The sequence below is a fragment of the Oceanobacillus neutriphilus genome (genome assembly GCF_014645515.1).
Lineage (GTDB): Bacteria > Bacillota > Bacilli > Bacillales > Amphibacillaceae > Oceanobacillus > Oceanobacillus neutriphilus.
Genome location: NZ_BMLW01000011.1, coordinates 110658 through 130191, shown reverse-complemented (window position 1 = coordinate 130191; position 19534 = coordinate 110658). Strand labels below are relative to the sequence as shown.

The following is a 19534-nucleotide window of genomic DNA, read 5'->3' as shown; positions in this document are numbered from 1 at the left end:
GCATTCAAAAAAGAGTGAATGCGATTTCTTCTAAAATGTGTACGTAATCTTACTAAAATAAGTGTTTTTAAGATATGACAGCAACCTGCTTCATTAAATAGAAATTTAGGATTAGGAGGAGATTGATGATGAAAAAGTTAACAGTTGCTAATATACCCGGAGATGGCATCGGTAGAGAAGTTGTTCCTGCGGCAACGGAGGTCTTGAACACCATAGCAGCTATTCATGGCGGATTAAAATTTGAATTTACAAATTTTCCATGGAGCTGTGAATATTATCTGGAGCATAATCAAATGATGCCTGACGACGGCATGGAAAGATTGAAGGATTTTGACGGTATTTTCCTGGGAGCTGTTGGAAATATAAAGCTTGTCCCAGACCATGTGTCTTTGTGGGGACTTCTTATTAAGATTCGCCGTGAATTTGAACAAGTGATTAATATTCGTCCTGCCAAAGTTATAAAAGGGGTCACATCTCCGCTTACAAATCCGAGAGACTTTGATTTGATTATTGTCCGGGAGAATAGTGAAGGTGAATACAGTGAAATCGGGGGAAGAATTTATAGAGGAGAAGATGAATTAGCAATTCAAAATGCGGTCTTTTCAAGAAAAGGAACGGAAAGAGCGATGCAGCACGCCTTTCATCTAGCTTCTAGACGTAAAAAACGCGTAACCAGTGCAACAAAATCAAATGGAATTACTTATTCCATGCCTTTTTGGGATAGTGTATTTCAAGACGTTGCGAAAGAATATCCTGAAATCAGTACCGATTCGCAGCATATCGATGCATTATCAGCATTCTTTGTTACACATCCTGAAAAATTTGATGTTATTGTAGCAAGTAATCTATTTGGAGATATTTTGTCGGATTTGGGTGCCGGAATTATGGGCAGCGTGGGCATTGCACCATCCGCAAATATCAACGTAAATGGTAAATATCCATCGATGTTTGAACCGGTTCATGGTTCAGCCCCGGACATTGTCGGAAGAGGGGTTGCTAACCCGATTGGTCAAATATGGACTGCTAAAATGATGTTAGATCATTTTGGAGAAGAGGAGCTTGGAAATACATTATTAGAAGTCATTGAAAGTGTAACAGGTGCCGGCTTCTTAACACCTGATCTTGGCGGGAATCATAGTACAAAAGAAATCACAGATGAAATAATTAGCCGACTAAAAGAGCTTGATAAAAAAGGATAATATATGGCAGTTTTATCAAATATGTACTAAACAGGAGGCTAAATAATGGGAAATAATTCAGAGCTTATTCCATCAGAATTCAAACATGGATGGGCAAAGGTCAATAATATCCATCTGCATTATGTTGAGGCAGGAACAAATTCGTCCAAGCCTGTTATTCTATTGCATGGATTTCCTCAAAGCTGGTTAACCTGGCGCTATGTGATTCCTCATCTAATGAAGGAGCATCTGGTGATAGCTGTTGATCTGCGCGGTTATGGTGATTCTGATAAGCCGGCTGGAACGAAAGGGTATGATAAGTCAACAATGGCTTCTGATATCCATGAATTAATCAAACATCTTCATCTGGAAAATGTAACTTTAGTGGGGCATGATCGTGGTGCTAGAGTTGCCCGGAGATTTGCATTGGACTATCCTGACAAGGTTGCTGGTATCGGACTCATTGATATTCTTCCAATGGAATATCTTTACGATAGATTAACAGCTTCAGAAGCGGCTAAGAAATATTGGCACTGGACATTTCACCTTGTTCCTGATTTACCGGAAGCACTTATTCAGGGGAAAGAGGAAGTATATCTTGAATTTTTGTTCAGACGTGCGCCGGGGCTCCTGTCCCTTCTTAAATCAGACGGTTCGTGGGAAGATTACCTGCGTGTATGGAAGCAGCCAGAAACATATCGGGCTGCACTGAGTGATTACCGGGCTACCCACGAGGTTGATTTACCCCAATATAGAACGGAGAACGCCGCTGGCAAGCTATTAAAAACACCAGCCTTTTTATTATGGGGAGAAAATGGTAATCTTGCCGGCCAGCCAGTGCTTGATATATGGAAAGATGCTGCTCTTGATATCCGAGGGGAACAGCTCGAAAATTGTGGACACTATGTTCCGGAAGAACAACCGGAATCTGTTTCTAAGTATATTTTGAAATTTATCAGAGAGAATCAGAAGAGGTAGGGTGAACGAGTGAAGCTGATACCGTCATTGATGACCAGTTGAATCTAATGGCTTTTCATATAAAAGATAAGATAATATAGATTTTCCTTAACCATAGTGTTTTCACTGTGGTTTTTTATAAAGAAATAAAAAATATTTCCTCTTCGTTAGAGCATGAATTTTAAGTGAACAATAATTCGCTGCCTTTTCAGAACTTGTTTCTATATTTTTAATGTCGGAAATTGGACTATAGCAATGCGAAATGCCCGGGGTCTTTAAGTTTAAACACCGGGCATCATCAGCTATATTAGCGATTTATAACTGAACCTTAAGAACGATTTCTGCGATGTCTTTCTTTACCGCCTTTCATGGCATTTAATTCTTCTTTACTTTTCTTCTTTTTCTTTTTACCTTTATCTATACTCATTAAAATACCTCCTTTTTAATTAGTATGGGCTAAAAATGATATTTTATTTGGATTACCTATTGACATGTTCTTTATAAAGAACTAATATATAAATTATATAAGCAGATAAATTTTTTTGGACACTATGTTCTTTATAGAGAACAATTAATTATAATATGAAAAGGTCAGGGTGATTCCAATGAATAATAATAATTTTCATAGCTATGATGAACAAAAAAATATAAAAGAGATTGATCTGAAGCAGTATTTTATTCTAATAAAAAAAAGATTTTGGATTATTATCGTTATTACGGTCATCAGTACACTGACCGGTTATTATTTCAGTAATAATGATAAAACTCCCATTTACGAGACTTCTACCAGAATGATTCTGGGATCCGGCAGTGAGGACATGAGTACACTTATGGTTATGATAAAAGACCCGATTGTCATGGAAGGAGTCGGCGAACAATTACAATTAGAAAGGTCAGTTAATACAATGGCAGATCAAATTACTGTTACCCAAGTGGATGAATCACAGGTGGTTCAAATAACCGTAACGGATCCGGACCCTGAGATAGCTGCGCAAATTGCAAATGCAACGGCCACCACATATAAAGAAGAAATGGGAAATATATTGGGATTTAATGAAGTACAGCTATTATCAGAAGCAAAACCCGGTGCCGCTCCAATCAACCAAGCATCCAGTAATTTAACAATCATCACCTTTGTATTCGGACTTATCGTTGGAACCGGATTTGTTTTTCTCTTAGATTCGCTGGATGTAAAAATAAGAAAGGAAAGCGATGTCGAGGCTTTACTAGGAGTTCCAGTATTAGGCACGATATCCAATATGAATAAAAGAAAATTTGCAGTTAAGAAAAAGAGTCGAAAAATAAAGCTGATGAGGGGGAGAAAAGTTGGCGTTAAACAAAATACATAACCCTAACACAAATAAACTGCATTTACTGACTTATTCCAATCCAGATTCCGCTATATCTGATCAGTTCCGGGCGATACGATCAAATATACAATTTTTAAGGGAAAAAAAGAAGAATTCTATTTTATTAATTACCTCACCAGAGGATGGAGAAGGGAAATCAACAGCCACTGCTAATTTAGCTGTTTCGATGGCCAGGCAGAATGAAAAAGTTTTGCTTATTGATGCAAATTTAAGAAACCCCATTTTGCATACAACTTTTAGAATGCCAAATTCAAATGGTTTGTCTAATATCCTTAAAGGGTTGTCAAAATTAGAAGAAACAATTTATCGTACAGATATTCCACATTTAGATATCATCACAGCGGGGCCTGAAGTGTTCAACCCGGCAGAAGTTCTTGAAAGCAATGCTATGAAAAAATTATTAAGTAAACTGGACAGCCAATATGATGTGGTGCTGATTGATTCGCCTTCAGTATTACAAACAACCGAAACAAGAGTAATTGCTAACCAGTGTGAAGGTGTTGTTCTCGTATTAAAGCGGGGAAAAACGGAAACTGAAAAAGCTGTAAAAACAAAACGGGTACTCGATTTAGCAAACGCAAATTTAATTGGGGCGATTTTAAACTAATTATATTTTTTTACTATTTGTTCGTTATAAAGAATATTCAGCTGGAATTATACTGGTGATGTCATACTTACCGTTATCAATGTAGACACTCGGCTATGCTGTGGGTTGAATCAACCTTAGACGCATTCGTTGTCAATAGTATAGTGTGAGGACGGGTTAGATGCCCGGCGTATTTACATAAAACGAAACTTGATTTAGTGGTGCTTTTGCCACTAAATCCTAGCTGAGTGAATCAGGAGATGAAGAGACCGTTTTTTCCACATGTCAATTAAGGTATTAAATTTATTTCGGAAGTGGAAAATTACGGACACTCATGCTGTGATAAAACGAAACTTGATTTTGCGGGAGTTTTACAACGGTTTTCAGAATAAATAGTCATCAGGTATATACAAAAGAAAGGGGAGCAGAAAATGACACATCGACAGCGAATATCCTTATTTATTATTGTCGATTCCTGTATTGTGTTATCAGCAATTTACTTTGGTATGTTTCTATTAAGTTCGTCAACTCCTCAGCTGAATACTTCAATATTAATAAGCAGTCTTGCTATATTATTATCACACCACTTGTTCTCAATAAAATATAAGCTCTACAAAAAGCATTGGGAATATGCAAGCATTCAGGAGCTATTAATTATTTTAAAAATAGTTACATATTCCATTCTGACAGCAATTATTATTCATTATATATTCATACAGGAGCTGTCCTGGAAATTATTTGTTACAGCCGGGCTTCTTCATCTGTTCTTCATTGGCGGTTCCCGTTTAACCTGGAGGATATACCGCGGTGCTATCCTGAATAAATCTGAGAACAACATTCGTACATTGATTGTTGGAGCCGGTTCAGCTGGAACAATGGTTGCCAGACAGCTGCTAAAGAAAAATGAAGGAAGTCTACAGGCAGTTGCTTTTATCGACGACAGCCCCAAAAAACAGCATCTTGACATTTTAGGACTGCCAGTGGTCGGCGGCATAAATCAAATAGAAAGAATAGTGGAGAAATATAAAATTGAACATATTATTATTTCTATCCCGTCTTTAAGCAGGAAAGAATTAAATATAATATTTCAGGAATGTGCAAAAACAAAGGTGAAAACACAGGTTTTGCCTCTGCTGGAAGACTTAATCACCGGGAGAATTTCTATTAATGAATTCAGAGACGTTCAAGTGAAGGATTTACTTGGCAGAGACCAGGTAGAGATGGATATGGAAAGTATTTCAGATTACATTTCAAATAAGGTTGTCATGATTACTGGTGCAGGAGGATCGATTGGCTCTGAAATTTCGAGACAGGTTTCAAATTTTAAACCAGCTCAGTTAATTTTACTGGGACATGGTGAAAACAGTATTTATTCTATAGAAATGGAGCTCAGGGATGTATACCATGACAGTGAAACGGAGTTTATAACGGAAATAGCGGATGTTCAAGATGCAAGAAAAATGCAGCATATTATGCACAGGTATAAGCCTGATGTTGTCTATCATGCTGCGGCGCATAAACATGTGCCATTAATGGAACGAAATCCGGAAGAGGCCGTGAAAAATAATATTATCGGGACAAGGAATGTTGCTGAGGCGGCCAGTGAGACCAATGTCGGTATTTTTGTCATGATATCGACGGATAAAGCAGTAAATCCAACCAGTGTCATGGGAGCATCCAAACGATTAGCTGAAATGATTATTCAAGCTATGAACAGGCAGAGTAATACAAAATTTGTAGCAGTCCGGTTTGGGAATGTTCTGGGCAGCCGTGGAAGTGTTATCCCGTTATTTAAGAAGCAAATCAAAAAGGGCGGACCAGTGACAGTAACACACCCGGAAATGGTCCGTTATTTTATGACAATTCCAGAAGCATCGCGGCTTGTTATTCAAGCAGGTGCCTTAGCAAATGGCGGGGAGATATTTGTTCTGGATATGGGAGATCCGATAAAAATAATGGATCTTGCCAAAAATCTTATTAAGCTGTCCGGATATTCCACGGAGGATATTGAGATTAAATATACTGGAGTTCGTCCGGGTGAAAAGCTTTATGAAGAATTACTCCAGGAGAATGAAGTGCATAACAACCAGGTATATCCTAAAATTTATGTGGGAAAGACCACAAATATCTATCTGGATGAAATCAACGAAATTATTGCAATATTTGAAGACGTAGATCCTGATGCATTAAGAGAACGGTTATTAAACGTAGCAAATAATGTAGTCATGAAAGAGCTGCAGGCAGTGAGTATATAAAACATAGAAGAAGATGGATTAAAAAATGAAAGGGGTGAGCTTTAAGTGCCCAATAAGATATTATTTTGTGCCACAGTTGATTATCATTTTAAAGCTTTTCACTTACCATATATGAAGTGGCTACAAAAGCAAGGGTGGGAAGTTCATGTTGCTGCAGCCGGGAATATCGATTTGTCATATACAGATAAAAAATACAACATTGCGATTCAACGATCCCCTTTTCATTCAGCAAATATAAAAGCATATAAACAATTGAAAGATATCATTCATCAAAATAACTATTCGATAATTCATTGTCACACACCATTTGGAGGCGTTCTTACCCGGATGGCTGCGAAGGAAACAAGGAAAAAGGGCACAAAGGTTATCTATACAGCACATGGTTTCCATTTTTGCAAAGGAGCTCCTATACAAAATTGGCTGTTTTATTATCCCATTGAAAGGATGCTGTCAAGGTATACGGACACATTGATACTGATTAATCAGGAGGATTATCATTTAGCAAGAACACATAAGTTTAAAGCGGGGTCTATTGAACATGTACACGGAGTCGGCGTAGATACAGAGAAATATAAACCTGTACATGAAAATAAAAAGAGAGAATTAAGAAAGTCATTTGGTTATAATGCCGATGACTTGTTATTATTTTATGCAGCGGAATTTAATAAAAATAAAAACCAGCAGTTACTATTACATGCTATGGCTTTGTTAAAGGATAAAGTTCCCAATGCAAAGTTATTACTTGCCGGGGAAGGGCCGTTATTAAAAAGCTGTCAACAGCTGGCTCACCAATTGGGAGTGAGCGGGGTGGTTAACTTTCTTGGGTTTCGAAAAGATATTAATCAAATCCTCCCGATGTGTGATATAGGAGTGGCATCCAGCTTAAGGGAAGGATTGCCGGTTAATATTATGGAGGCAATGGCTTGTGGTTTACCGGTTATAGCAGTGGATAACCGGGGACATCGGGAACTTATCGAGAATGGAAAGCATGGCTGGATTATCTCACATCCAAATGCTGTTAAGTTTGCCAACAAATTAATCCAAGTATCCAATATAACTGAACCTGGACTTACTTTTGGAAAGCGTGCCAGAGAAAAGATTGAATCAGTCTATACTATAAATAAAATACTTATAGAAAAAAGAAAAATTTACGAAAAACATATGGAGGGATGGGGGGAAGTTCATTGGGCAGTCCATTAAGAGTATTACATGCAGTGGTTAACATGAATCGTGGCGGCGCAGAAACACTCATTATGAATCTGTACAGAAATATAAACAGAGAGAAAGTTCAATTTGATTTCCTTACCTGTAAAGAAGGGCTGTTTGATAAAGAAATCGAAGCGATGGGCGGTAAAATTTATCGAATCCCTTATCTTACGGAAGCAGGGCACTTCGGTTATCTGCGGGCATTGAATACATTCTTTACTGAACATAAAGCGTATAAGATTATCCATTCCCATATGGATAAGATGAGCGGCTTTGTCATACGGGCAGCAAAAAAAGCCGGCGTTCCGGTGCGGATTGCCCATAGCCATAATACTCAAAGTGAAGGGCATCTATTCACAAAAATGTATAAGTGGTATGCCGGGACATTTATCAAGCAAAACGCAACACATTTATATGCTTGTTCACAAGCAGCAGCAGAATGGATGTTTATGTCGGAAGCGAAGCAGACATTTATTTTGAATAATGGTGTTGAGATAGATAAATTTAAGTATTCAAATGGAAAAGGAAGCTTACTAAGGGATACTTTCGGTATTGCGGAAGAGGCATTCGTTCTTGGTCATGTTGGCAGGTTTCATGAACAAAAGAACCATAAATTTATCATCAATCTATTTCATAATTTAAATCAAGAAATGAGAGATTTACATCTTGTACTTGTTGGGGACGGTCCTTCCAAAAAAGAAATGGAGAGAAGAGTAAGCGAGCTGAAACTGGATAAAAAAATAAAATTTCTCGGGGTAAGAGATGATATTCCCGACCTGCTGCAGATGTTTGATCTCTTTATTTTTCCATCCTTTTTTGAAGGTTTACCAGTCACACTTGTTGAAGCCCAAGCCTCCGGACTGCCATGTATCATATCTGATTCCATTACAGAGGAAGTGGATATGAATTTAGGGCTGATTCATCAATTGTCTATATCCGATAAAGATTTGTGGATAAAAAAGATTATGGAATTGAAAAAAGAACTTCCTTCCAGAGAAGTTGAAAAGGAACACCTGATAACGAAAGGGTTTGATATCAAGCATACAGCTGCAAGTCTCCAAACAAAGTATTTAACAGTGGGAGAGATGTAATATGAAGAAGCTTACCATCTTTACTCCTGCCTTTAACAGAGCTTACTGTCTGCACTATTGTTATGAGAGTTTAAAAAGACAAACATGTAAGGATTTTATCTGGTTAGTGCTCGATGACGGCTCAACAGATAATACGAAGGAATTGGTCGGGACATGGCAGGAGGAAGGGGAAGTGGAAATAAATTACTGCTGGCAGAAAAATCAGGGAATGCATGGGGCACATAATACAGCATATGAAAAAATAGATACGGAATTAAATGTTTGTATTGATTCCGATGATTACATGCCAGACGATGCAGTAGAAAAAATCCTCGCCTTCTGGGAGGCTCATGGTAATGAAAAAGTCAGCGGGCTGGTCGGGCTGGATGCTGATAGAGATAATCAAATCCTTGGCACGGCTCTTCCAAAGCATATCAAACAGGCTGCCTTATTTAATTTATATTATAAGCATGGGGTAACAGGAGATAAAAAGCTGGTTTATCGCACAGCATTAACAAAAAAATATCCTTACCCTATTTTTGAAAATGAGAAATATGTGGGGCTGGCTTATAAATATTACATGCTTGATAAAGATTATGATCTGTTACTGATGAATGAGATCATCTGTCATGTGGAGTATCTTGCTGATGGCTCTTCCATGAATATGCTGAAACAATATCACAATAACCCGCTCGGCTTTTCCTTCTACCGTAAGGAGCTGATGAAGCTGCCCTTTGCTGATACAGCATTTAAATACAGGCAGGCAATACACTATGTATCCAGTAATTTAATAAGCAAAAACGGCGCATTTATCAAAGAAACGCCTGAAAAGATACTTACAGCCTTAGCTTTGCCTTTTGGATTTTTATTATATTTATATGTTTTGTCAAAAAACAGGAGAGTAAACGTGTAATTCTAGCGGAAAGGATATAGCAAATGACATTACTTTGGATCAATCTTGCTATCGTTTTTCTTTGTACTTTATTTGCAAGATATTTTGCAAAGCCTGTATTGGTAACAAATTCAGGTTTACCTATTCATATAAAACCCAATAAGCTGCTCATATTTGGAGCTTTCCTGTCACTTATACTGATCTCTGGCCTCCGCGCCGGAATAGGGGATACATTTAATTATCGAAATATATTTGAAACGAACAATTTCACCTGGGAATATATTACCTCTGAAAAAGATATTGGGTTTGGTATCCTGCAAATGATTATAAAAAACTATATATTAGCTGATTCACAGGTTCTGATTTTTATTACTGCACTAATAACGAACCTTCTTATTATCCTTGTTTTATACAAATATTCCAGATTAGTGGAATTAAGTTTATATGTATATATAACAGGAGGGTTATTTTTAGTTTCGATGAATGGTATGAGGCAATTATTGGCCGCAGCAATTGCGTTTACAGCAATAAAGTTTTTAATCAATGGCAATTTTTTTAGGTATGCCCTTATTGTTATTTTTGCTTCATTCTTTCATCAAAGTGCATTAATACTGCTTCCCATGTACTTTCTGGTAAGATTTAAAGCGTGGTCAAAGACGGCGATTGTCTTTATTTCATTTTCGGTAATTGTCGTCATTGGATATGAACAATTCACTGCTTTATTATTTTCAGCATTGGAGGACTCACAGTACAGTGCATATGACGAATTTGCAGAAGGCGGAGCTAATATTATCAGGGTTGTTGTGGAAGCAAGCCCTCTTTTTGTTGCTTTTTTAGGGAGAAAGAAGCTAAAAAAAATCTTCCCTGACAGCGATTTTATCGTGAATATGTCTCTGGTCGGGTTAGTGTTTATGGTTTTTTCAACACAGGAGTGGATTTTTGCCAGGGTGTCCATCTATTTTCAGCTTTATCAGCTTATTCTTATTTCCTGGTTACCTAAGTTATTTAGAGAGAAGGATCAGAAAATGATTTATTTGATCCTGATCATCAGTTATTTTGCATTTTACTATTATGAAGCTGTCATTACGCTAAAAATAAATTATGTAAGCGATTTTTTAACTTTATGACGAGGGAGGGAAACAAATGGAAGTTCTTGTGACCGGTGGTGCCGGATATATTGGAAGCCATACATGTGTAGAGCTGTTAAATGAAGGATATGATGTTATTGTTCTGGATAATTTTTCAAATAGCAGCCCGACAGCATTACAAAGGATAAAAGAAATAACAGGAAGAGCATTTAAAACATATCAAATAAACCTTTTGGATAAAGAGAATGTGGAAAAGGTATTCTCTGAGAATCAAATAGATGCTGTTATTCATCTCGCAGGTTTAAAAGCGGTAGGGGAATCCATATCTGTACCATTACAATATTATCAAAATAATGTCATGGGCAGTCTCCTATTATTGGAAGTGATGCAGCGGTTTTCCGTGAGAAATCTAGTATTCAGTTCCTCGGCAACAGTGTATGGCAATCCGGAAAAAGTTCCTGTGACAGAGAATATGAAACTGGAAGCAACGAATCCGTATGGCCGTACCAAACAAATGATAGAAGAAATTTTAAAAGATTTGGCTTATTCCAATCCGTTATGGAGTATTGCCCTATTGCGATACTTTAATCCGATTGGAGCGCATGCCAGCGGTCTTATTGGAGAGGATCCAGGCGGAACACCAAATAATCTGATGCCATATATTTCACAAATTGCAGTCGGGAAAAGAAAACAGCTCGAAGTATTCGGAAATAACTATCCTACCGCAGATGGTACGGGTATACGAGATTATATTCACGTAGTTGATCTGGCAGTCGGACATCTAAGGGCATTAGAACAAGTTCAAAAAGGAATAGGAGTAGAAGCTTATAATTTAGGAACAGGGAAAGGGCACAGTGTTCTTGAGGTAATAAAAGCTTTTGAGAAAGTTTCCGGAATCCGGATTCCTTATAAATTTGTGCATCGCCGACCGGGTGATATCAGCACCTGTTATGCGGACCCGGCGAAAGCACAGAATCATTTAAACTGGGTGGCGATGAGGGGAATAGAAAAGATGTGTGCAGATACATGGCGATGGCAGAGAAATAATCCTGATGGATACAGCTTCATAAGTAATCATAAAACACCGATGCCGGCAGATATCGGTGTTTTTCATGCCTAGATTGTGGTGAATCCAATGAAAATCTGCAGGGATGGTACGTATAGAAAATATGTAAAAAGACCGATGGATGTCATCTTAGCTTCTATAGCTATTATTGTTCTCAGTCCACTGTTGTTAATGATAGCAGTTCTAGTTAAAACAAAACTGGGCAGTCCGGTATTTTTTAAGCAAAAAAGACCTGGGCTTCACGAAGAAATTTTTTTGATGTATAAGTTTAGAACCATGACAGAGGAGAGGGACGCAAATGGGAGTCTGCTTCCTGATCATGTCAGGCTGACCAGATTTGGCAGATTACTCAGGTCAACATCCCTTGATGAATTGCCTGAGCTTTTTAATATTGTAAAAGGAGATATGTCCATTGTTGGTCCAAGACCTCTATTGGTACAGTATTTACCTCTATATAACCAGCAACAGAAACGACGTCATGAAGTACGGCCGGGACTGTCCGGTTTGGCCCAGATTAATGGAAGGAATGCAATCAGCTGGGAGGATAAATTTCAACTCGATGTGGAGTATATAGGGAATATCAGCTTTCTTGGAGATTGGAAAATTATTCTGATAACGATAAATAAAATCTTTATAAAAGAAGGTATTCACGAGGAAGAGCAAGCAACGGTTCAATATTTCACAGGAGATTCGGAGGATGTATAAATGAAAATAATTTTTATGGGAAGAAAAAAATATGCAGCTGAGCTCATCGAGTGGACATTAAGTCAAGGGGTGGAAATTGCAGCCGTTGTTACGGATTCACATTTCCCCAACTCACCAACTGCCCAAAAAGCTTCTGAATTAAGGATTCCTGTTATTTCAATGGAAGAGGCGGAGAATATTCTGTATGAGCCTGATCATCAAATTGATTTAATTATTTCTTATTTGTTTTGGAAGAAGATAAAGGAACCATTAATCAGCGGGCCATCATTTGGCTGTATTAATTTTCATCCAGCTTTATTACCAGAATGGCGGGGAACAGCCGGATATAATATGGCAATCTTAAATAAACTGCCGAAGTGGGGAGCCACTGCCCATTACGTAGATAGTGAAATTGATACGGGGAATATCATACGTACTTTTAAATTTAATTTTGATTATCGGATGGAGACAGCCGCAAGCTTAGAAAAGAAGACACAGGAAATTCAGGTAGAACTATATAAAAGTGTTCTTTTAGATGTCATATCTCGGGGAAGGCTTGCGTCCGTCAAACAAAATGCTAATCAAGGAAGATATATTTCCAGAGTGGAGATGGAGGAAATGAAAGAAATTGATTTAATCAAAGATGATATAGATTTAAAAATCAGAGCCTTTTGGTTCCCTCCATACAATGGTGCCTTTATTGAAGTAGAAGGAAAAAAATATACGTTAATTAACGACTTTATCCTGAAACAATTAATGAACAAAGATAGCACCGCAAATGTTGTAACTTCCGAAAAAAGTCTTGTGAAGAATTAAAAAAGGTTGCTCAAAAAGGGAGCTGTTTTTATTGACCCAATCAAGAATCTATCTATCTCCGCCGCATATGAGTGGAAACGAACTTCAATATATAAAAAGTGCATTTGAATCAAATTGGATTGCACCATTAGGTCCAAATGTAGACGCGTTTGAAAAGGAAATAGCTGAAAAGACCGGAGCAAAAGGGGCTGTTGCAGTAAGTTCGGGAACTGCAGCAATTCATTTGGCTCTTTCTTTATTAGGTGTAACAGAAGGTGATACAGTATTTTGCTCCACTTTAACCTTTGTTGCAAGCGCAAACCCTATTTTGTATCAGGGAGCAAGTCCAGTTTTTATTGATTCCGATCCAGAATCCTGGAATATGTCTCCACAAGCTTTAGAAAGAGCATTAAGAGTGTCTGCTTTTGAAGGAAAACTCCCGAAAGCAGTCATTGTTGTTGATTTATATGGGCAAAGTGCAAGAATGAATGAAATTGTCTGCCTATGTAATGAATATGGTATTCCCATTATTGAGGATGCAGCAGAATCATTAGGTTCACTGTATAAGAGAAGGGCAAGCGGTACATTTGGTGATTATGGTATTTATTCCTTTAATGGAAATAAGATTATTACAACCTCCGGCGGTGGCATGCTTATTTCAAATGACATAGAAGCATTAGAAAAAGCAAAATATTTAGCAACACAGGCAAAAGATCCCGCTCCACATTATCAGCACAGTGTAGCCGGCTTTAATTATCGTATGAGCAATCTGCTGGCGGGTGTCGGAAGGTCACAACTGAAGGTTTTGGATGACAGAGTAAGGTTAAGAAGAAAAGTATTTAATATGTATTTTCAAGCTTTATCCGATCTGTCGGGAGTAACGTTTATGAAAGAGCTGGAAGATACTCAAAGCAATCGCTGGTTAACAACATTGACTATTGATGACAGAAAAGCTGGAATTACAGTAAGACAGATTTTAGATGCACTGAATAAGCAAAATATAGAAGCACGCCCGGTTTGGAAGCCGCTTCATTTGCAGCCGCTTTTTAAAAGGGCAAGATACTTTAAGCACGATGAAGAAGGATCCGTTTCAGATAAATTGTTTGAAACAGGAATATGTCTCCCATCAGGCTCCAGTTTAACAGAAGTGGAACAACACCGGGTAATAAGATGTATAAGAAGTATATTTGACAGCGCCATTCATAAAAGGGATGAGATGAAATTACAAGAATATGAGGTATAAATCATGATTGGAGAGAAAATAAAAAAATTACGGAAATCCAGAGGGCTGACTTTATCAGAATGTGCAAAGCGTGCAAATATATCAAAATCTTACTTAAGTAACATAGAACGAAATTTAAACCAAAATCCATCCCTGCAAATTATCGAAAGACTGGCCGGCGTATTGAATGTGGAGGTTAATACGTTTATCTCAGAAGAATCACGGATAGGGCAAATACCTGAAACAAAATGGCTGCAATTTGTAAAGGATCTTAAGCAGTCAGGTGTAAAAACAAATGACTTACAAGCGTTTAAGACAGTAATTGAATTTGCAAAATGGCAGCAGGAGAATTTGGATAAAAACGATAAAGCAGGGGATGAAGATGAAAAATCCTGAGAAAATGAAAGTATTACAAATTGTTGGTGCTATGAACCGGGCCGGGACAGAAACAATGTTAATGAATTTGTACCGGAATATAGATAGTGAAAAAATCCAATTTGATTTTATCTCCTACAATCAGGAAGAAGCACATTATGATCAGGAAATAAGAGAATTGGGTGGAAGGATTATCCGGCTAAAAAAAACGAATTCCGTTTTCGAACTCTATCATGTGATAAAGAAGTATGGACCCTATGACGCCGTTCATGCACATACCTTATTTCATTGCGGTCTCTCCATGATTGCAGCACGATTAGCCGGTATAAAGGTAAGAATTTCCCATGCGCATACAACGCTGGATGACAGTGAAGGGCTGCTTAGAAAGCTCTACCTGAAATCGATGCGTTTTTTTATTGCTCAATACTCAACAGATCTGTTGGCATGCAGTGAAGCAGCCGGGAAATACTTATTTGGAGAAAAAAGAAGTGCAGGCTCAAAGTACACCTATTTTCCCAATGCCATCGATTATTACCCGTATTTGGAAGAACCTGAAATGAAAGTAAATGAATTTTTGCTTCAGCAGAGTCTGGGGAAGAGTATCATCATTGGACACATCGGCAGATTTATAGATGCAAAAAATCATCTATTTTTAGTAGAGATAATGAAAAGAATCATTCAAAAGGATAAGACGGTGAAGCTGCTATTCGTAGGAGATGGTGATTTAAGAGATGAAATAGAAGCAATTGTATCAGCAGCAGATTTGAAAGAAAATATCCGGTTTGCCGGTTTAAGAGAAGATATTCCAGTTATGCTGCATAGTATGGATGTTTTTGTCTTTCCATCTATTTATGAAGGCTTAGGACTGGTCTTATTAGAGGCTCAGGCAAGCGGTGTGCCATGTATTGTTTCAGAGGCAATCCAGCCGGAAGCAGATCTTCACATCGGCTTATTCACAAGACTCTCCCTATCGGATCATCCAGATGTATGGGCAGATAAAATTATTGAAAAAGCGGGGCAAAAAGAACAGAACCTATCTAAAATTAAGGATGGATTTGAGAATAATGGTTATTCTGTAAACCAGGCAGTTCATAAATTAAAAAAAATTTATCAATATAATGAGGTCGAAGAGCATGGAAAATATATTGATAGCTTCTTTTGATCTGGAGGTAGGAGGGGTCGAGCGCAGCCTGATCAGCATGTTAAATAATTTTAATTATACAGATTATCATGTCGATGTTATGCTGTATAGCCATACTGGTGATTTTATGGATCAATTACCAGTTCAGCCTAATCTGCTGAAAGAATCAGAGACCTATAAAACATTCCGGATGTCTATCAAAGATACTTTTAAAGCAGGACATCCAATCATGGGGCTCGCCCGTTTATTGGCGAAGTATAAGGCTGTCAGAAATCAGACATCTGAAACGGGCTATAGACAAATGCAATATATGTGGAAGTATGCATTACCGTTTTTACCAAAGCTGGATACAGCATATGATGTGGCAATAAGTTACTTATGGCCACATTATTTTGTTGCAGAAAAGGTTGATGCCAAGACGAAAATTGCCTGGATACATACAGATTTTTCTGTAGTGGAAACCGATAAAACAATGGATGTAAGCATGTGGATGAAATTTGATTATATTATAGCTGTTTCCGAGGAATGTAAAAAGGCATTTATAAATAAATATCCCATTTTGAAGAAGAAAGTTATTGTTATCGAAAATATTACTTCTCCGGACCTTATTCAAGCGTTATCAGCAGAAAATCTTGAAAATCCAATGATTCACGATAATCGTTTTAAAATCATTACCGTAGCCAGATTATCTCATGCAAAAGGTATTGACAATGCAGTCAGAGCACTAAAGCTCTTAAAGGAAAGAGGCTGCCATAACCTTGCCTGGTATATTGTCGGCTATGGAGGAGATGAGGCAATGATTCGGCGTCTTATCTCTGAATATGATCTTCAGGATAATTTTTTCTTATTAGGAAAGAAAATTAATCCATATCCGTATATGAAGGAAGCGGATCTTTATGTTCAGCCATCACGATATGAAGGTAAAGCAGTAACGGTCAGTGAAGCACAGATTCTCGCAAAACCGGTGCTTATAACAAATTATTCTACAGCAAAAAGTCAGGTTCTGGATAGATATGACGGGATGATTTGCGAATTATCCGTAGAGGGGATAGCAGATGGAATAGAGGAATTATATCATAATTTGAATTTAAGGAAGAGATTAGCTCATCATTGTTCCAGATCCAATTTTAACAATTCCTATAATGAGTTAAGTAAGCTTTATGATTTAATCATGTCTTGTTAAAGAATGTTCCAAACATCCAGTAAAACACACACGTCGGCATGTACACGCACTGAAAAGAAAAAACGGGGTGTAATATGAAAATTTACACAATAACATGTCATGATGCTTATAATCACGGAGCATCATTGCAGGCATTTGCATTATTAAGGTATTTAACCAAATGTGGACATGATGTCGAAGTAATTGACTATAAGCCAGCGTATTTAAGCAATCATTATAACTTATTCCGAATTGATAACTCAAAATGGGATACGAATTTGCTGACAAAGCTGATCTATTTAGGGATTAAAGTTCCATTAAGAATACCGGGATTTAAAAGGAAAAGAGCTTTTGATCAATTTACAGCTTCATATTTAACATTAACAAAATGTCAATATCACTCAAACGAAGAATTAAAGGATAAATTGCCTGAAAGAGACGTTTATTTATGTGGAAGTGATCAGATTTGGAATAGTCTTTACCAAAATGGAAAAGACCCAGCCTTTTATTTAGAGTTTGTACCGGAAGGAAAGATAAAAGCATCCTTTGCAGCAAGCTTTGCTACAGAAGAGATTGCACCGGATTTGGCCCCCATTGTTCAAAAAAGGATAAAAAGGCTGGACGGAATAAGCGTCCGGGAAAAAAGCGGCATTAACATCCTGAATAAAATGGGAATTTATAATGGAAAACAGGTTGTTGATCCCGCGCTTTTGTTGAGTAGGGAGGAATGGAATGAAATAGGAAAGAAACAATTTCACGATAAGTATATTCTGGTCTATGATTTTGATAATAATTCGCTGATAAAAGAGGTTGCTGTAAAGATTTCTAAAGAAAAGGACTTGAAAATATACAGTATCAATCCAGGAAAGGTAAATTATGCTGATAAGTATTTTCGGCATGTTGGTCCGGACGTGTTTATCTCACTTGTCAGAGATGCAGCCTTTATTATTTCCAACTCATTTCATGCGGCAGTATTTTCCGTACTGTATCAGAAAAACTTTGCCATTGTGAATAGAGAAGAATCTATTAACACGAGAATGAGAGATTTTCTGGAGGATTTAAAGTTAGAATCAAGATTAATAAATCCTCACTATAAAATGAAAGATTTATTAAATCCAATAAACTATAAGGAAAGTGAATTAATCCTTAATGAGAAAATAACGCAATCTAAATTCTATCTAGAAAATGTTTTACATCCTGGGGAAGCTGCAGAGCCATCATTAAGTGAAAATGGGTAATCCAGAAATAAAAAAGGAGGGCAGAAAAGTGAAAAAAAATATTCTATTTGTGATTGATTCATTGGATATTGCCGGAGCAGAGAAGAGTTTAGTATCTTTATTATCAATACTGGATTATTCAAGATTTAATGTGGATTTACAATTATTCTCCTATGGACATATTTTGGAGAAATTAGTACCGAAAGAAGTAAATATACTTACACCGCTGGGCTATACGACTTTTGCAAATCAAACGATGAAACATTCGCTGAAACATGCCCTATCAAAAAGAGAGTTCCAAATGCTTTTTACAAGAATTAAATACTCCATGGCAATTTACAAAAAGGAATATCATAATACGAAGCGGGCCATTCTTTATTGGAAAAACGCATCTAAAGTAATTGAAAGCAACCATAAAGAGTATGATGTGGCAATAAGTTATGCACAGGGAGTTCCAACTTATTATGTAGCAGAAAAAGTAAGTGCGGAAAAAAAGCTGGCTTGGGTTAATGCTACCTACATAATTGATGAGGAAGATATAGCGTTCCAAAAAAAGTACTATGCTTCTTATAATAAGATTATAGCTGTATCCAAAACAGCTGAAAAAGATCTAGCAGAACGTTTTCCTTATTATGCAGGTAAAATAGAAGTAATGTACGATATCAATAATCCTGAGCTTATTTCCTTCATGGCGGGTGCAGGAAATAGTTATCAGGATTCTTTTAATGGAATAAGAATTTTAACCATTGGCCGGTTATCTGCTCAAAAAGGCTATGATATTGCACTTCAGGTATGCAGGATGTTAAAGGAAAAAGGAATTCACTTCAAGTGGTATGTATTAGGAAAAGGACCTTTGAATAATGAAATAGTGGATTATATAAAAAAGCATAATCTGGAAGAGCACTTCATTTTATTAGGAGTTGAGGCTAATCCCTACCCGTTTATCAAGCATGCTGATATATATGTTCAGACTTCTAAATTTGAAGGATTCGGTCTTGCTATTGCGGAGGCAAGAATGCTAAATACGCCTGTTGTAACGACAAGGTTTGATGCAGTATATAATCAGATGATTCATGAAAAAAATGGGCTTATCGTCGATATGAATGCGGAATCTGTCGTGGAAGGGATCTTAAGATTAATTCATGAACCAGACCTTAGAAAAGCTATCACCCATTATCTGAAGCAGGAGAAGAAGGGGAATACGGAGGAAATCGAGAAATTTTATCAATTAATTGGATAACACAACATGCGCCTGTAGGAAGAGGGTAGC

Annotated in this window: 18 protein-coding genes; all 18 read left to right on the top strand. The window is 37.3% G+C overall.

From position 1 onward, the window contains the following. Positions 1-128 precede the first annotated feature (128 nt). A complete protein-coding gene (locus tag IEX29_RS18090; RefSeq protein WP_188736064.1) occupies positions 129-1199 on the top strand; it encodes a tartrate dehydrogenase in 1071 nt (356 codons plus the stop codon). Between the two features lie 45 nt (positions 1200-1244). After that, entirely contained in the window at positions 1245-2156 is a 912-nt protein-coding gene (locus tag IEX29_RS18085; RefSeq protein WP_188735904.1) for an alpha/beta fold hydrolase, read from the top strand. 584 nt (positions 2157-2740) lie between these two features. Next, positions 2741-3484 (top strand): YveK family protein, encoded by a 744-nt coding sequence (locus tag IEX29_RS18080; protein ID WP_188735903.1) that lies wholly within the window; start codon positions 2741-2743, stop codon positions 3482-3484. Then, positions 3462-4112: a CpsD/CapB family tyrosine-protein kinase gene (locus tag IEX29_RS18075; protein ID WP_188735901.1), complete on the top strand. Its 651-nt coding sequence runs from the start codon at positions 3462-3464 to the stop codon at positions 4110-4112. Before IEX29_RS18080 ends, IEX29_RS18075 begins: the two co-directional genes overlap by 23 nt. A 410-nt stretch (positions 4113-4522) precedes the next feature. Next, positions 4523-6346, top strand: a complete 1824-nt coding sequence (locus IEX29_RS18070) for a polysaccharide biosynthesis protein (protein ID WP_188735899.1) — start codon at positions 4523-4525, stop codon at positions 6344-6346. Positions 6347-6391: 45 nt separating this feature from the next. Continuing rightward, a complete protein-coding gene (locus tag IEX29_RS18065) occupies positions 6392-7546 on the top strand; it encodes a glycosyltransferase family 4 protein (protein WP_188735896.1) in 1155 nt (384 codons plus the stop codon). Then, complete coding sequence (locus IEX29_RS18060) at positions 7531-8643, top strand: glycosyltransferase family 1 protein (RefSeq protein WP_188735894.1); 1113 nt, start codon at positions 7531-7533, stop codon at positions 8641-8643. Before IEX29_RS18065 ends, IEX29_RS18060 begins: the two co-directional genes overlap by 16 nt. Before the next feature lies 1 nt (position 8644). Further along, positions 8645-9535 (top strand): glycosyltransferase family 2 protein, encoded by an 891-nt coding sequence (locus IEX29_RS18055; protein WP_188735892.1) that lies wholly within the window; start codon positions 8645-8647, stop codon positions 9533-9535. Between the two features lie 23 nt (positions 9536-9558). Continuing rightward, on the top strand, positions 9559-10641 hold the full coding sequence (locus tag IEX29_RS18050) for an EpsG family protein (protein ID WP_188735890.1): 1083 nt from the start codon (positions 9559-9561) through the stop codon (positions 10639-10641). Positions 10642-10657: 16 nt separating this feature from the next. Continuing rightward, positions 10658-11722 carry a UDP-glucose 4-epimerase GalE gene (galE, locus tag IEX29_RS18045; protein WP_188735888.1) on the top strand — a complete coding sequence of 355 codons (1065 nt, stop codon included), beginning with the start codon at positions 10658-10660 and terminating at the stop codon, positions 11720-11722. 15 nt (positions 11723-11737) lie between these two features. Then, positions 11738-12373: a sugar transferase gene (locus IEX29_RS18040; protein WP_188735886.1), complete on the top strand. Its 636-nt coding sequence runs from the start codon at positions 11738-11740 to the stop codon at positions 12371-12373. Next, positions 12374-13168 carry a methionyl-tRNA formyltransferase gene (locus IEX29_RS18035; protein ID WP_188735884.1) on the top strand — a complete coding sequence of 265 codons (795 nt, stop codon included), beginning with the start codon at positions 12374-12376 and terminating at the stop codon, positions 13166-13168. 67 nt (positions 13169-13235) lie between these two features. Continuing rightward, a complete protein-coding gene (locus IEX29_RS18030) occupies positions 13236-14390 on the top strand; it encodes a DegT/DnrJ/EryC1/StrS family aminotransferase (protein ID WP_188736062.1) in 1155 nt (384 codons plus the stop codon). A gap of 3 nt (positions 14391-14393) precedes the next feature. Continuing rightward, positions 14394-14765, top strand: coding sequence for a helix-turn-helix domain-containing protein (locus IEX29_RS18025; RefSeq protein ID WP_188735882.1), 372 nt, complete (start codon positions 14394-14396; stop codon positions 14763-14765). Between the two features lie 4 nt (positions 14766-14769). Continuing rightward, positions 14770-15906: a glycosyltransferase family 1 protein gene (locus IEX29_RS18020; RefSeq protein ID WP_229720278.1), complete on the top strand. Its 1137-nt coding sequence runs from the start codon at positions 14770-14772 to the stop codon at positions 15904-15906. Next, positions 15878-17068: a glycosyltransferase gene (locus IEX29_RS18015; RefSeq protein WP_188735879.1), complete on the top strand. Its 1191-nt coding sequence runs from the start codon at positions 15878-15880 to the stop codon at positions 17066-17068. The genes IEX29_RS18020 and IEX29_RS18015 overlap by 29 nt, the downstream gene beginning before the upstream one ends. Positions 17069-17142: 74 nt before the next feature. Continuing rightward, positions 17143-18285 (top strand): polysaccharide pyruvyl transferase family protein, encoded by a 1143-nt coding sequence (locus IEX29_RS18010; protein ID WP_188735877.1) that lies wholly within the window; start codon positions 17143-17145, stop codon positions 18283-18285. Between the two features lie 28 nt (positions 18286-18313). Continuing rightward, positions 18314-19504, top strand: a complete 1191-nt coding sequence (locus IEX29_RS18005; RefSeq protein WP_188735875.1) for a glycosyltransferase — start codon at positions 18314-18316, stop codon at positions 19502-19504. Positions 19505-19534: the final 30 nt, after the last annotated feature.